Source organism: Sphaerisporangium sp. NPDC005288 (assembly GCF_040607475.1).
Taxonomy (GTDB): Bacteria; Actinomycetota; Actinomycetes; order Streptosporangiales; family Streptosporangiaceae; genus Sphaerisporangium; species Sphaerisporangium rhizosphaerae.
In genome coordinates this window covers 251,445-265,488 of the sequence record NZ_JBEXGT010000003.1, presented here as the reverse complement: position 1 = coordinate 265,488, position 14,044 = coordinate 251,445, and the positions used below count along the sequence as shown (strand labels likewise).

15 protein-coding genes are annotated in these 14,044 nt (G+C 72.1%); 10 read left to right on the top strand and 5 right to left on the bottom strand.

Going from position 1 to position 14,044, the window contains the following annotated elements; genetic code table 11:
- The first annotated feature begins 24 nt into the window (after positions 1-24).
- Positions 25-1,206, top strand: a complete 1,182-nt coding sequence (locus tag ABZU32_RS04830; protein ID WP_354917171.1) for a hypothetical protein — start codon at positions 25-27, stop codon at positions 1,204-1,206.
- Positions 1,203-1,961 carry a WecB/TagA/CpsF family glycosyltransferase gene (locus ABZU32_RS04825; RefSeq protein WP_354837993.1) on the top strand — a complete coding sequence of 253 codons (759 nt, stop codon included), beginning with the start codon at positions 1,203-1,205 and terminating at the stop codon, positions 1,959-1,961. Before ABZU32_RS04830 ends, ABZU32_RS04825 begins: the two co-directional genes overlap by 4 nt.
- 479 nt (positions 1,962-2,440) lie before the next feature.
- On the opposite strand, the gene ABZU32_RS04820 is transcribed toward ABZU32_RS04825, so the two are convergent.
- A complete protein-coding gene (locus tag ABZU32_RS04820; RefSeq protein ID WP_354917168.1) occupies positions 2,441-3,466 on the bottom strand; it encodes a glycosyltransferase in 1,026 nt (341 codons plus the stop codon).
- Between the two features lie 35 nt (positions 3,467-3,501).
- On the opposite strand from ABZU32_RS04820, the gene ABZU32_RS04815 reads away from it, so the two are divergent.
- Complete coding sequence (locus ABZU32_RS04815) at positions 3,502-4,305, top strand: acyltransferase (RefSeq protein WP_354917165.1); 804 nt, start codon at positions 3,502-3,504, stop codon at positions 4,303-4,305.
- Positions 4,302-5,318 carry a hypothetical protein gene (locus tag ABZU32_RS04810; protein ID WP_354917162.1) on the top strand — a complete coding sequence of 339 codons (1,017 nt, stop codon included), beginning with the start codon at positions 4,302-4,304 and terminating at the stop codon, positions 5,316-5,318. The genes ABZU32_RS04815 and ABZU32_RS04810 overlap by 4 nt, the downstream gene beginning before the upstream one ends.
- A gap of 12 nt (positions 5,319-5,330) precedes the next feature.
- On the opposite strand, the gene ABZU32_RS04805 is transcribed toward ABZU32_RS04810, so the two are convergent.
- On the bottom strand, positions 5,331-6,269 hold the full coding sequence (locus ABZU32_RS04805) for a hypothetical protein (RefSeq protein WP_354917159.1): 939 nt from the start codon (positions 6,267-6,269) through the stop codon (positions 5,331-5,333).
- Between the two features lie 74 nt (positions 6,270-6,343).
- The gene (locus ABZU32_RS04800) at positions 6,344-7,027 is read right to left on the bottom strand and encodes a hypothetical protein (RefSeq protein WP_354917156.1); all 684 of its coding nucleotides are present in this window, start codon (positions 7,025-7,027) and stop codon (positions 6,344-6,346) included.
- 175 nt (positions 7,028-7,202) lie between these two features.
- On the opposite strand from ABZU32_RS04800, the gene ABZU32_RS04795 reads away from it, so the two are divergent.
- Together ABZU32_RS04795 and ABZU32_RS04790 are read left to right on the top strand one after the other, a co-directional pair.
- On the top strand, positions 7,203-8,378 hold the full coding sequence (locus tag ABZU32_RS04795; RefSeq protein WP_354917153.1) for a hypothetical protein: 1,176 nt from the start codon (positions 7,203-7,205) through the stop codon (positions 8,376-8,378).
- The gene (locus ABZU32_RS04790; protein ID WP_354917151.1) at positions 8,375-9,739 is read left to right on the top strand and encodes an O-antigen ligase family protein; all 1,365 of its coding nucleotides are present in this window, start codon (positions 8,375-8,377) and stop codon (positions 9,737-9,739) included. The genes ABZU32_RS04795 and ABZU32_RS04790 overlap by 4 nt, the downstream gene beginning before the upstream one ends.
- A gap of 134 nt (positions 9,740-9,873) precedes the next feature.
- Here the strand turns inward: ABZU32_RS04790 and ABZU32_RS04785 are convergent, their stop codons facing one another.
- Positions 9,874-10,701: an alpha/beta hydrolase gene (locus ABZU32_RS04785; RefSeq protein ID WP_354917148.1), complete on the bottom strand. Its 828-nt coding sequence runs from the start codon at positions 10,699-10,701 to the stop codon at positions 9,874-9,876.
- 72 nt (positions 10,702-10,773) lie between these two features.
- On the opposite strand from ABZU32_RS04785, the gene ABZU32_RS04780 reads away from it, so the two are divergent.
- Positions 10,774-11,202 carry a helix-turn-helix domain-containing protein gene (locus ABZU32_RS04780; protein WP_354917145.1) on the top strand — a complete coding sequence of 143 codons (429 nt, stop codon included), beginning with the start codon at positions 10,774-10,776 and terminating at the stop codon, positions 11,200-11,202.
- Between the two features lie 17 nt (positions 11,203-11,219).
- Here the strand turns inward: ABZU32_RS04780 and ABZU32_RS04775 are convergent, their stop codons facing one another.
- Complete coding sequence (locus ABZU32_RS04775) at positions 11,220-12,203, bottom strand: WYL domain-containing protein (RefSeq protein WP_354917143.1); 984 nt, start codon at positions 12,201-12,203, stop codon at positions 11,220-11,222.
- Positions 12,204-12,248: 45 nt separating this feature from the next.
- Here ABZU32_RS04775 and ABZU32_RS04770 point away from each other — a divergent pair, with 45 nt between their 5' ends.
- The 3 genes from ABZU32_RS04770 (at position 12,249) to ABZU32_RS04760 (ending at position 14,042) form a co-directional block, all read left to right on the top strand.
- Positions 12,249-12,722: a hypothetical protein gene (locus tag ABZU32_RS04770; protein ID WP_354917140.1), complete on the top strand. Its 474-nt coding sequence runs from the start codon at positions 12,249-12,251 to the stop codon at positions 12,720-12,722.
- The gene (locus ABZU32_RS04765; protein WP_354838019.1) at positions 12,719-13,171 is read left to right on the top strand and encodes a hypothetical protein; all 453 of its coding nucleotides are present in this window, start codon (positions 12,719-12,721) and stop codon (positions 13,169-13,171) included. Before ABZU32_RS04770 ends, ABZU32_RS04765 begins: the two co-directional genes overlap by 4 nt.
- 127 nt (positions 13,172-13,298) lie before the next feature.
- Positions 13,299-14,042, top strand: coding sequence for a dienelactone hydrolase family protein (locus ABZU32_RS04760; protein ID WP_354917137.1), 744 nt, complete (start codon positions 13,299-13,301; stop codon positions 14,040-14,042).
- The last annotated feature ends 2 nt before the right edge of the window (positions 14,043-14,044 follow it).

Here is a 14,044-nt window from a genome sequence, read left to right as displayed (position 1 = left end):
CGAGTCAGAGATGTGGGGTGAGTGATGACTCGCCATGAGGGCCGCCTCGGCGCGCTCGCCGCGGTCGACGCGCCCGCGGCCGAGCTCGCCGACCGCATGGTCGGCCTGTCGGTCCGCGGGCTTCCTCCGGGCTACGCCGACGGCATGTTCGTTTTCACCAGGCGCGGCAGGCGCGGGGATGACGGACGCTGGACGGCGGTGCCCGAGGGACGCAGCGTGCGCTACAGCGCGATCGTCGCCCTTGGCGCCGCCGCGCTTCCCGAGGACCGGCAGCGGGACGCCCTCGCCGGCGACACCGTCCACGACCTGGTCGGCAACCTGCTCAAGGAGCTGCCCGCCGTCGCCAACCTCGGCGACGCCGCCCTCATCGCGTGGGCGGCGGCCGAGAGCGGCCACCCCGACCTCGACGCGGGCCTGCGCCGGCTCGCCGAGCTGGAGGGCGCCGTGCGCCCCGGCGACCCGGTCCACACCGTGGAGGTCTCCTGGGCGCTGGCCGCCCTGGTCGCCGCCCACCGCGTCGCCGGCTCCGGCGACGGCCTTTCCGGGCGGCTGGACCACGCCCGCGAGCGGCTGCTCACCGGCCTGCGCGGCGACCGCCTCTACCGGCACGTCCTCGGCCCCGCCTCCTGGTACCGCGCCCACGTCGGATGCTTCGCCGACCAGGTGTACCCCCTGCAGGCCCTCGCGCGCCTGCACGCGCACACCGGGGACGGCGACGCGCTCAAGGCCGCCGAGCAGATCGCCGCGGGCATCTGCGCCGCCCAGGGGCCGGAGGGCCAATGGTGGTGGCACTACGACGCCCGCACCGGCGGGGTGGTCGAGGGCTACCCCGTCTACAGCGTCCACCAGCTCTCCATGGCCCCGATGGCGCTGCTCGACCTGGCCGACGCCGGAGGCACCTCCTACCTGAAGGAGATCGCGCTCGGGCTGCACTGGATGACGTCCCGGCCCGAGATCGACGACGAGCTGATCATCGAGGAGCTCGACCTGACGTGGCGCAAGGCCGCCCGGGACGACCCCAAGAAGATCGTGCGCGGCGTGCGCGCGGTGGCGACCGCGATCAACCAGGGTTCGCGCATCGGCGTGCTCGACCGCATCTACCCGCCGCTCGCCGTCGACCGCGAGTGCCGCCCCTACGAACTGGGATGGCTGCTGTACGCGTGGCTGTTCTCGCTGCCCCGCGACACGCCGGGGAAGCAGGGGTGAGCGCCGCGCCGCCGCGCCGGGCCCTGCTCGGGCTCTCCCTGGACGCCCTCACCATGGAGCAGACCGTCGCCCGGTGCGTCCAGGCCGTCGAGAACCGCGAGAACCTCACGATCGGGGTCGTCAACGCGGCCAAGGCCGTCAACATGAGCCACGACCCCGCGCTGCGCGACTCGGTGACCTCCTGCGACCTCGTCGTCGCCGACGGCCAGGCCGTCGTGTGGGCCTCCCGGCTGCTCGGCCACCCCCTCCCCGAGCGGGTGGCCGGCATCGACCTGTTCACCGCCCTGATGGAGGAGGGCGCCCGGCGCTCCTACCGGGCCTACTTCCTCGGCGCCCGTCCCGAGGTGCTCGAACGGGTGGTCGCGGAGGTGCGCCGCCGCTACCCCGGCCTCACGGTCGCCGGGGCCCGCGACGGCTACTTCACCGACGAGGAGGCGCCCGAAGTGGCCGCGCGCATCGGCGAGGCCAAGCCCGACCTGCTGTTCCTCGGCATGACCTCCCCGAAGAAGGAGATCTTCCTCGCGCGCTTCGCCGACGACATCCGCGCCGGCGTCAACCACGGCGTGGGCGGGTCCTTCGACGTCCTCGCCGGCAAGGTGCGCCGCGCCCCCGTCCTGTGGCAGCGCCTCGGCGCCGAGTGGCTCTACCGCTTCCTGCAGGAACCCCTCCGCCTCGGCCCCCGCTACCTGTCCACCAACACCCGCTTCGCCTGGATGGTGGCAAAGGAGTACCTCCACGCCCGCAACCACCCATGACCACCGCCCACCCTGACCACCCCCGCCCATCCCAGAAGCGCGCACAGCCCGTCCCGGAAATGGTGCCTTCGGCGCTGTTATTCCAGGCGGCGGTCCCTGCCCGGCCTGCTCGCCGTCGCGCAGGTGTCCCTCCCCGCCCGGCCTGCTCAGCGTCGCCAGGTGTCCCTCGTCGTCGACGGCAGGCTCTCCTTCGCACGGTCCTCCACCGGCGGGGCGAGGTGGTTCTGTTCCTCCAGGTGGCTGGGTTTTCCGGCGCCGGGGCGGTGGGAAGGTGGTCGGCGAAGTCGGCGCCGTCGTATGGCGATTTTCGCGCTCGGCGGTCGGCCGGCTGTTGGGCGGGTGCGCTTCGCCCTCAGCGCGCGGGTGGTCTCGTTCCACCGGCTTGCTGTGCTCTTCGGCGCCGGGGCGGTGGGAAGGTGGACGGTGAGGTCGGCGCCGTTGTGCGGCGGGCGGCCTGGTGGACGCCGGTGAGCGCTTCGTCAGGTTCTGCTGCTCTCGTCGCGCAGCCACGTCGTGTAGTCCTTGGCCCGTACGGCGCGGCGGGCCCGGGCGCGCGCGACGAGCGTGACGGCCAGGAACACCCCGAGATGAGGCACGAGCCACGGCGCGCGGCCGGCGATGGCCAGCAGGTCGCGAAGGCCCGTGCGGGCCTCCTGGCCGGACGTGGGGCCCTGCTGGATCTCCGCCACCACGGTGACGGCCCGTACCCGGCGCCGCAGCAGGTCGCCGAGCGTGCGCGGCGGGTGGATGACCGCGTGCGCGTGCCGCACCACGCGCCGTTCGGCCGGCTCGAAGGCGAGCGAGGCCGCCAGGTCGTCGCCCATGACGGGCGGCAGGTCCATGAGGCGGCGGTTGCCCTCCTCCGACACCGCGATGACGCCCCGGCCGAACAGCCCCTCGCGGACGGCCGGCAGGCGGCTCCAGACGGCGTAGTAGGCCCGCACGGGCCACGGCCGGTCACCCAGCACCAGCGCCCGCTCGGGAGCCGCCGCGAGCGCCTTTGGAGCGGTCCCACGCGACGGCGCGGCGACGCCCCGGACATCATCCGAACCACCGTCCGCGTCGCCTTCCCGCGCGTCAGGCACACCGCGGACCCCGCCGTCCCGCACCTGCTCCGCGCTGCCGGGCGTCCCTGTTTTGTGGGCGTCGTCCGCGCTGCCGTGCGCCATGCCGTCCCGTGCTTCTGCCGTGCCGTCGAGCAGGGCGTCGCGGAGGGCGCGGAGGTCGGCGGTGCCCATCTCGATGTCGGCGTCCACGTACACGCGGGGATGCACGGCCGCGGCCTCGTCGCCGAGGCGCAGCGCCTCTCGCTTGGACGGCACCGGCGTCTCGACCACGCGAACCCCGAAACCGCGCGCCACGGACGCGGTGTCGTCGTCGCACCCGTTGGCCACGACCACCACGTCGAACTCGTCCTTGGACGCCTCCGCCAGAAGGCGGGAAAGCAGCCGGCCGATGACCCGCGCCTCGTTGTGGGCGGGGATGATGACGCTCGCGCTTGGCATAGTTCCGAAGTATCCACCCCTAACGGGAGTCTCCGATGACCGAACCGCGAATAGCGGCCACCGCCGATGTCGATCCGAGCGCCACGATCGGCACCGGGACCGTGATCTGGCACCTCGCCCAGGTGCGCGAGCACGCCGCGCTAGGGGAGGGGTGCATCCTGGGCCGCGGCGCGTACGTCGGGCCGGGCGTCCGCATCGGCGACCGGGTCAAGCTGCAGAACTACTCGCTGGTGTACGAGCCGGCGGTGCTGGAGGACGGGGTGTTCGTCGGCCCGGCCGCCGTGCTCACCAACGACGTCTACCCGCGCTCGACCGACATCGACGGCACGCTGAAGCGCGACGGCGACTGGAGCGCGGAGGGCGTGGTCGTGCGCCGGGGCGCCTCGGTCGGCGCGCGCGCGGTGATCCTTGCCGGGCGCACCGTCGGCCGGTACGCGCTGGTCGCCGCCGGCGCCGTGGTGATCAGGGACGTCCCGGACTTCGCGCTCGTGGCCGGCACCCCGGCCCGCCGCGTCGGCTGGGTCGGCCGGGCCGGCGTCACCCTGCGCGAGGAGTCCCCGGGCCGCTGGCGGTGCCCCCGCACCGGCGAGACCTACATCGAGGCCGACGGCCTGCTCACCGGCCCGGAGTTCCCCGCGCCCCCGGCCCCCGAGCGCGAGGACCCATCTCACACGGCGCCCGGCGACCCGTCCGAGACGGTGCTCGGCAACTCGTCCCAGGCAGCGCCCGGCGACCCGTCCCAGGTGGCGTCCGGGGAGCCGTTCGAGACGGTGCCCGGCGGCCCCTTTCAGGCGGCGTCCGCGGACCCGTCTGAGGCGGCGCCCGGTGGGACGTCGTGAAGGTCGGGAGCCTGTCGGGGCGGGCGCGGGTCGCGATCCTGGTGGTGGCGGTCCTGCTGGCCGGCGCGGTCGGCACCGTCTACGTGCTGCGGGCCAGGTCGCAGGCGGCCCGTCCCGCGCCGGCCGCGGCGCCGGCCGCCCGTCCCGCGCCCAGTGCCACCGCGCTGGACGCGGGCGACCTGCTGGCGGTGCGCGCGGGCCCCGCGGCCGACAGCGGCCAGGTCTTCGCGATCGAGCGGGGCGACGGCGGCGAGCAGCGTCCCACCGGCCTGCACTGCAAGCGCTTCTACGCGGCGGCCGGCACGGCGCTGTGCCTGCGCGTCAGCACCGGCCTGGTGACCCGGTCGGAGGCCATCGTGCTCGACCGCGGACTACGCGAGCTGCGCAAGGTGCCGCTGTCCGGCATCCCGAGCCGGGCGCGGGTGTCGGCGAGCGGGCGCATGGCGGCCTGGACGTTCTTCGTGGCGGGCGACTCCTACCTGAGCGTCGGCTTCTCCACCCGCGCCGGCATCCTGGACACCCGCACGGGCACGCTCGTCAAGAGCCTGGAGGACTTCACGCTCGTCAAGGACGGCCGCGTGCACAGCGCGGCCGACCTGAACTACTGGGGTGTGACGTTCGCGGCCGACGACAACCGCTTCTACGCGACGGTGTCGAGCGCGGGCAAGACCTACCTGGTGCAGGGCGACTTCGCCGCGCGCCGCATGCGGGTGCTGCGGGAGAACGCCGAGTGCCCCTCGCTCTCCCCGGACGGCACCCGCGTGGCGTACAAGAAGCGCGTCGGCGACGCGACCGACCCGTGGCGGCTGTACACGCTGGACCTGCGCTCGGGCCGGGAGACGGCGCTCGCGGAGACGGCGAACGTGGACGACCAGGCGGCCTGGCTCGACGACCGCACCGTCATGTACGGCCGGCTGCGCGGCGACAGCTCCGACGTCTGGCAGGTCCCGGCCGACGGATCGGGCACGTCCCGGCTCCTGCTCAAGGACGCTTACTCGCCCGCCGCCATGTGACCCGTCCCCCGGTCAGGGGGTGACGGGCTCGCGGGTGTCCTCCCAGGTGTTGCGCTTGAACTCGTTGCCCTTGCCCTTGGCGTTGAAGTACGTCACCGGCCCCCAGTAGCCACCCTTGGGGAACAGGCGGCGGGTGAAGACGTTGCCGACGATGCGGATGCCGGTGGCCTTGCCGAACTTGCCCTCGCCGCCGTAGATGGCGTACCCGCCGCCGCCCAGCAGGTTGTGCTCGATGAGCACGTCGTGCGCCCGGCTGAAGTCCTGATAGATCGAGATGGCCGAGGTCTGCGAGATCTGGTTGAGGATGGTGTTGTGGCGGATCGTCAGGGTCAGCCCCTTCTGCGGTGACCCGTTGACCTGCGGGCCGGTCACGTGGTCGCCGGGGTACTCCTTGAAGTCGTGCATGTAGGAGTCCTCGATCAGCCCGTGGTCGGTGCCCACGGAGTTGGACACGGTGTGGATGTTCGCCCGCCGGACGGTGATGTCGCCGCCCTGGTTGAGCACGCCCCACTGCGCCTTGACGACCCCGTTCCCCGAGATCTCGCAGTCTTCGATCACCGCGCCGGACGCCCCCGCCGCCTGGATGACCGACCAGTCGCCCTCGCCGACCACCCGCACGTTCCGCACGGTCACGTTGGCGGCCTTGATGTTGAGCTTGCCGTGCACCTCCAGGTTCTCCACCACGGCGCCGGGCTTGAGCACCGTGACCTCGCCCACCTTCTTCAGCGGCGTGCCCGGACGCACGCCGGTGGTCGCCGCCGAGGGGAAGCCGTCGCCGGCGGGCGACGGGCGCGTGCCGGGTGAAGCCGGGGTGCCGGGCTGGCGGGTCTGCCCCGGGACCGGCTCGCGCCCGTCGTCGGCCGAGCCGCTGCCGCAGCCCGCGGCGGCCGTGCCGGTGAGCGCGAGCGAGACGGCGAGCAGGGTCAACCGGCGCGACAGCGGAGAGAACACCGAGGAACTCCAGGTGGTAGGTCTGCGGAACGCTCCACAACGGGTTCGCCGGAAGCGCGCTGTGCTGTTTCCGATCAGATCTGGATGGTCGTGCTCGCCCCGACGCGCGGCGGTCGCGAGCGCCTCGGCGGGAGCGGCGCGACCGGCGGCGGCCCGGGCCGGTGCCGGTCGGCGCTCCTGTCACGCGTGGCGAACAGGACGGCCACCGACGAAAGGAGCGTGAGCAGCACGATGCCGGCCATGGCGCGGCTTCTCTGCAGGGACTGCCGCTCGGGCCCCATGATGTCGCCGATCGGCTGCCACTTGATCATCACCTTGCCGCTGGCCCCCGCGGACGTCTGCAGGCGCTGGAGCTTCTGGGTGAGCAGCTTGAGCGCCAGGTTCAGCGTGTCGATCGACTGCTTGGGGTCGTCCGACAGGGCTTGCAGGCTCGCGTACGGCTGGCCGTACACGGGAAGCTCCTCGTTGCCCCAGTGGGCCACCTCGTAATGGAAGGCCGCCGTGCCCCCCATGGCACGCAGGCGCTCCTTGGTGCTCGGGTTGTCGAAGAACCGCGCCGTGGCGAGCGCCATGTAGATGTGATTGTCGGTGAAGTGGTCGTACACCTCTCCCTGGAAGTGGGAGGTCTTGGTGATGAACGCGACCGTTACCGAACTCTGGTAAAGAGGTGACCGATAACGGACCCACATCACCGCGCAGGCGGCGACCAGGAAGATCAGCGCCAGGCAGCAGCACCGCGCAACCACTCGCCTTCGCACCGACACATCGTGGCACAGGCGTACGGAGTTTGGGACGGGCCTGGTAAAGAAAGCATTCAGAGGAAACACTTGAAGGCGAATGACAACGCGCCGAGGTGTTCGGGCGTCCTATCTTCGGCGGCTCGGCGGGGTGGGAATGACAGACATGGCCGGCCGGCAGGGGTGAAGGGACACTATGGACCTGCTTGATTCGCTGCGCGCGCTGCTGCGGCGATGGCCCGTGACGGTCGCGTTGCTGGCGGTGACCATCATCGCGACGGTCGGGGCGCTGATGGCCATCCCCTGGCAGTACGAGTCCAAGGCCACCGTGGTCTTCCTGTCGTCCAGGAAGGGGTCGCAGCCGGTCGGCGGCAACCCCTGGCTCGCGTTCGACGCCTCGCTGACGATCACCGCCGAGGTGATCTCGCGGGGCATGAGCGACGAGCGCACTCTGCAGATGCTCAAGGACGAGGGGAAGACGGCCGAGTTCACCGTGGGGCTCGCCCAGGACTCGCGGGGCCCGCTGCTCGACATCACGGCCACCGGCCCCGACCCGAAGGTCGCCCAGGCGACGATGGAGACGCTCGCCACTCTGAGCCAGCAGCGCCTGACCGAGATGCAGCAGAAGTCCGCCATCCTCCCGGACGCCACCATCCGGGCCGAGCTGGTCACCTCCAGCGACAAGGCCGAACTGACCCCCGAGAAGAAGATCCGCCTCCTGGTGATCATCTTCGCGGGCGGCATGCTCGTGACCATCGGCGTCCCGCTGTTCCTCGAGTCGCTCGCGCAGAAGCGCCGCCGGCTCGCCCAGCCCGACCACGGGGGCACCAGAGTGGGCCAGCCGCCCGCCGGGCCCTCCCATCCCCAGCGCGTCCCGCGCTCCGCCGGCGGCGGCGCCTCGCCGCGGCCGGCGGGCGGCGCCCCCCGCGGCCGGCCGTCCGCCCGGTCGCCGCGGCCCTTCGACCCGCCCGAGCCGACGCTCTACGACCGGCGCATCGCCTCTTCACCGTCCTCCCCCTCGTCCTCCTCGGCGCCGTCCAAGCACACGCCCCCGCCCGAGCCGCGCGACCCGTGGGCCGGGCAGCAGGAGATCGAGGAGGGCTACACCGCCCCCATGCCGACGGTCAAGCCGCAGGACGACCTGTACGTGTGGGCCGACGACAAGGAGCGCCCGCGCCGCGGCTCGGGCTCCGGTGCGAGCGGTTCGCCGGGCAACGGCTCGCGGCCGGGCGCGGCGTCGCGGTCCTCCTCCGGCGCCGAGTCCTCATCCTCGGCAGCGCGCAAGAGGCCCGGCTCCCACTCGCGTTCCACTCCCGACGACGCCGACGACGAGCCGTACGTCGTGTTCGACCCGACCAGGCCGGGGCGGTGACCAGCACCTCCGAGGCCGCCGCACCCGTCCACCATCCCGCGGGCAGGCCGGTACGCAGGACCAGGCTGCAGAAGACCCGCGTCGACCCGGTGACGATCATCACCTTCTTCTTGATCGTCCTGTTCGTGATGCCGGCCCGCTACGTGGTCGGCCCGCTGGGCGGCGCGGGCTCGCCGTCCTCCATGGTGGCCGTGCTGCTGCTGGTGTGGTACCTGCTGTCCACGCTGTCGCCGCGCTGGACGCCCATCCGGGGCAGGCAGCCGCTGCGCCCGGTCATCGTCTTCATGGCGCTGTCGGTGCTGGCGAGTTATGTCGCCGCGGCGACCCGGCCGCTGTCGGGCGACGAGGTGAACGCCGCCGACCTCGGCCTGGTGCTGGTCGCCGGGTGGGCGGGCATCGCCCTGGTCACCGCCGACGGCATCAGCACCATGGACCGCCTGGAGACCCTGCGCCACCGCATCGTGATGGGGGCGTCGTTCCCGGCGTTCGTCGCGATGATCCAGTTCTTCACCGGCATCGAGGTCACCCAGTACCTCGCCCTGCCCGGCCTGGTGGAGAAGGGGTCGGCCGTGCTGTTCGAGCGCGAGGGCTTCTTCCGTCCTGCCGGCACCGCCACCCACCCGATCGAACTGGGCGTGGTGCTGGCCGCCGTCCTGCCGCTCGCGCTGCATGGAGCGATCTACTGCCGCATCCCCGAACAACGGCGCAAGCGGTGGATGATGGTGGCCCTCATCGCGGGGGCGCTGCCGATGAGCGTCTCCCGCTCGGCGATCCTCGGCCTGTTCGTCGTCATGGTGGTGCTGCTGCCCACCTGGCCGTCGGAGTGGCGGCTGCGCGCGATCCTCATCTTCGGCGCCGCCGCCATCGTGATGCGCGTGCTCATCCCGGGGCTCATCGGCACCGTCCTGAACCTCGTCTCGGTCATCGGGTCGGACGAGAACTCCACCACGCGCACCGGCGACTACGACGCGGTGGTGGAGGCGGTGACCCAGCGCCCCCTGTTCGGCCAGGGGTTCGCCACCTACCTGCCGCGCATCTACCGCGTGATCGACAACCAGTACCTGATGTCGTCGCTGGAGACCGGCCTCGTCGGGCTGGCCGCGCTGGTCATCTTCCTGCTCACCGGCTGGATCCTCGCCCGGCAGGCCCGCAAGGCCGCCGCCGACCCCGAGACCCGCCACCTCGCCCAGTGCTTCGCGGCCTCCGTCGCCGTCGCCATCTTCGGGTTCGGCACCTTCGACGCCTTCAGCTTCCCGATGATCACGAACGTCATGTTCCTCCTCGTCGGCTGCTGCGGCGCCCTCTGGCGCCTCCAGACCCAGACCCCCCATCCCCACCTCCGCCGCGACCCCGACGCGTAGAGCGGTCACCGGGCGGGCGGCCGGGTCGATCTGCTGACGACGCTCACGGCGTTCGGCCACGACGACCGCCGCGAGGATCTGCCGCTCATCGTGACCGGCGCGGGGCCGTCACGCGAGCGACGGCCCCGCTCGCGTCACCCCGTTCGACGCATCGCGGCGATGTGATGATCGGGAGATTCAAGAACCTCCCGGAGGCGTGCCGCGAAGGCCTTCGGGCGGAAGACGCCGCCATTGTGGCCGCCTGGGAACTCCTCGCACGGGAGGCCGAGCGCCTCCGCGAGCAAGCAGGCGCAGCGGTACGGCATGATCGGCCCCGAGTTCTCGCCCACGGCGAGGACGATCCGGGTGCCGGCCGATCTGAGCGCGTCCAGGGCGAGGCGGTGCCTGCGCACCGCAGGGGCGTCGTGGGTCAGGAAGAACGTCAGATTGGCCACTCTTTCTCGCACCGGAGACCTGAGCGGGGCGTCCTCCTCGCGGTCGGCTGGATCGATGCCCGCCACGACCAGGAACTTCTGGAGCGCCGCCAGTGCCCCTTCCTTCTCGAACGTCCGCTCCACCTCCCGTTGTCCTTGATCGGCCTCGGCGCGCTCGGCGTCCGACAGGACCTGGGTGGCGGGCGGCTCGTGGGCGACCAGAAGGCGCACCTGCTCGGGGTGGCGCGCGACCAGTTCCAGGGCGATCAACGCGCCGATGCTGCTGCCGTAGACGAGGGCGGGTTCGGCGGTGAGCGCGGCCAGCAGGTGGTGTGCGTCGTCGGCGTGCGTGGTGATCGTCGGCGGCCGCGAGGGGTCGTCGAGGGTGCTGCCGGACAGGCCGCGACGGTCGTAGGTGAGGACCGTGTAGCGGTCGGTGAGCCTGTCGGCGAGGCCCTGGCTCGCGTCGGCGTCGCCGTCGCCTCCGGCGATCAGCAGCAGCAGCGGGCCGGTGCCGTGAAGCCGGTACCTCAGCGTGGCTCCCGGCACCTCGAGAAACGCATCACTTTCTAGATGTATCATAATACAGATGTATCACGCATGTGGTGCATCATGGAAGGCATGAACGGGCTCGAGTTGCTGCTCCTAGGACACAAACTGATCGAGATCGGTGCGGAGGCGATCCCCAGGTCCGGCTTTCACACGTTGACGACCAGCGCCCGCACGATCCTCGTCACCGTCTTCGAGCGCCCGGGAAGCTCGATCAAGGACATCACCGAGCGCACCGGGTTCCCGCAGAGCCTGGTGTCGGCGACGGTGGCCAGGTTCCGCGACGACGGGGTGATGGTGACCGAGCCCGACCCCGCCGACCGGCGCCGCACGCTGGTGAGCCCGGCGCCGGGCAGGCGGGAGATGGGGCGGCGGATCGCGAGCATGGCGACCGTCGATGAGGCGCTGGCGGCGCGCCTGGGCATCCCACACGACGAGGTGGCGGACATCGTCGCGCAGCTTGAATCGCTGGCCCGGCGGCTCTCCGGCGCCAGACCATGACCTCGCGATGGTGGGGGTCAGTTCTCGGGGCGGGGGTAGAGGGCGGCGAGGCCGTGGGCGGTTCGGGCGATTCTGCGGCGCAGCTCGGGCGGGTCGAGCACGATGACCTCCGCGCCGAGTCTGAGGAACTCGCCGTGGGCGTGGGTGAGGGACTCGATGGGGACGGTGGCGGTGACCCAGCCGCGGTCGTCGGGCGGGCCGGCCGTGTCCGCCACGGCGGCGGTCACGGCGGAGCTCATCACCTCGGCGAGCCGCTCCCGTCCGGCCGGTGAGAGCCGGATGACGGCGTGGCCCTGGACGAGCCGCGTGCGGAAGTCGGCGAGGTGGTCGCGCCAGTAGCCGCCGAGGTCGAAGCCGGCCGGGCGGGTGAAGGTCTCCTTCGACACCCGCAGGCGCAGGATCTGGCTGACCCGGTAGGTGCGCAGCGTGCCGTCGCACCGGGCGACCAGGTACCACTTGCCGGCCTTGAGCACCAGCCCGTACGGCTCGAGCGTCCGCTCGACCTCCGTGGGCTCGGCCCAGCGGTGGTAGAGCACGGTGACGACCCGCCTGTTCCACACGGCGTCCGCGACCTGCGGGAGGTGGGGCACCTGGTCGCCGTCGTAGTACCAGCCGGGCGCGTCGAACAGCAGGTGCTCGCGCAGGCGGCGCGCGCTGGAGCGCAGGTCGGCGGGCAGCGCGGCCTCGATCTTGCGCTCCGCGGCGGCGGCCAGCGCGCCGAGGCCGAGTTCGGCGGCCGGTCCGGGCAGGCCGGCCAGGAACAGCGCCTCGGCCTCCTGGCCGGTCAGCCCGGTCAGGCGGGTGCGGAAGCCGTCCAGCAGCCGGTAGCCGCCCTTGTGCCCGGCCTCGCCGTACAGGGGGATGCCGGCGGTGTGCAGGGACTCCACGTCGCGGTAGATGGTGCGGACGCTGACCTCCAGCTCCTGCGCCAGTTCCTGGGCGGTCAGGCGGCCGCGCGACTGGAGCAGCAGCAGGACGGACAGAAGCCGGGAAGCTCGCATATCTGCTGACAATACGTGTCAGTGGAGGGGGCATACCGTGCGGCCATGCCGTTCATCGAGAAGCACATGCGGCCGCTCGCCCCCATCACGGTCGGCGGCCGTCCGTACAAGCGATATCACGTCGACCGGGCCGACCGGCCGATCGAGCCGGAGGTGGAGAAGGCCGCCTACGAGTTCCTGCCCACCCTGGTGCCCGCGCCCGCTTCCGACGCGCCGGCCGGCTGGATCGTCCTCCACAGGGGCGGGGACACCGGCGCCTACCTGTGCGTCTACACCTGGGTGTGGGACAACGTGGTCGACGCGCGGACCGCCGCCGCGGGCCAGCCGGCCGTGGACTGTCCCGACGAGGATCCCACGCACTTCGTGTCCGAGGACCGGCCCTGGGTCGGCTGTGTGTGGGAGCTGCCCGCTCTGGAGCACGAGCGGTCCTCGTGGGTGCGGCACATGTTCGTCAACGACACCCCCGATCTCGACGGCTACCTCGCCGACACGCGCCCGGAAGGCATGGTGGGACTGTGAACGACTTCGACTTCTACGTCGGAACCTGGGAGGTCGCCAACCGGCGGCTGCTGAAGCGCAACGCCGGGTGCACCGAGTGGGAGGAGTTCTCCGGCGTCTCGGTGGCGCACGGCTTCTGGGGCGGGGCCGGGAACTTCGACGAGATCACCTTCCCGGACAAGGACTTCAACGGCGTGACGGTCCGCGTCCGCAACCCCGCGACCGGCGAGTGGTCGCTGTACTGGGGCAACAGCACGCGCGGCCTGGACCCGGTCCCGGTCGTCGGCCGGTTCGTGGACGGGATCGGTGCGTTCTACGCCGACGACACCGACGACGGGCAGCCGATCAGGGTGCGGTACACCTGGTCGGACATCACGCCCACGACGTGCCGGTGGGAGCAGGCGTTCTCCTACGACGACGAACGCACGTGGGAGACCAACTGGATCATGGAGTCGACCAAGGTGTCCTGACCACGCGCCGCGGGAGCCGGTGAGCCGGCCCGGCTCCCGCGCCCGCCCGGCGGGCCCCGGGGCGCTCAGGGAAACGCCATCTTCTTCTGGTAGTTGAATAAGGGACCAGAAAGAGGAGGCAAGTCTGATGAGCGACGCGATATGGGCCGGCACGGTGGGCTTCACGGGACACGAGCAGGCCGAACTGGAGGCCTACCTCGCCCGGCCGCTCGGTGACCGGCCCCGGGGCGGGGTGGTCGTGATCCACCACATGCCCGGCTACGACGAGGGCACGAAGGAGATCGTCCGCAGGTTCGCCGCCGGCGGATACGCGGCGGTGTGCCCGAATTTGTACTCACGGGAGGGCGCCGGCGTCAGCCCTGACGACCAGGCCGCCGCCGCGCGGGCCAAGGGCGGCGTGCCGGACGAGCAGCTCGTCGGCGACGTCGCCGGGGCCGCGGCGTACCTCAACTCCCTCGACCACGCCAACGGCAAGATCGGCGTGATCGGGTACTGCTCGGGCGGCCGCCAGTCGTTCCTGGCCGCCTGCTCCCTCCAGATCGACGCCGCCGTCGACTGCTACGGCGCGTTCGTGGCCGCCGACCCGCCCGCGGACTTCCCGCTCAAGGCGCGCTCGCTGCTGTCCAGGGCCGCCGACCTCTCGTGCCCGCTGCTGGGGTTGTTCGGCGAGCAGGACTCCTACCCCGCGCCCTCCGAGGTCGGTGTGATCGAGACCGAGCTGGACAAGCTCGGCAAGGAGCACGAGTTCCACATCTTCCCCGACGCCGGGCACGGGTTCTTCTCCACCGACCGTGCCGCCTACCGCCCCGTCGCCGCGGTCGAGGGCTGGAAGAAGATCTTCGCCTTCTACGGCCGCCACCTCGCCGCCTGACA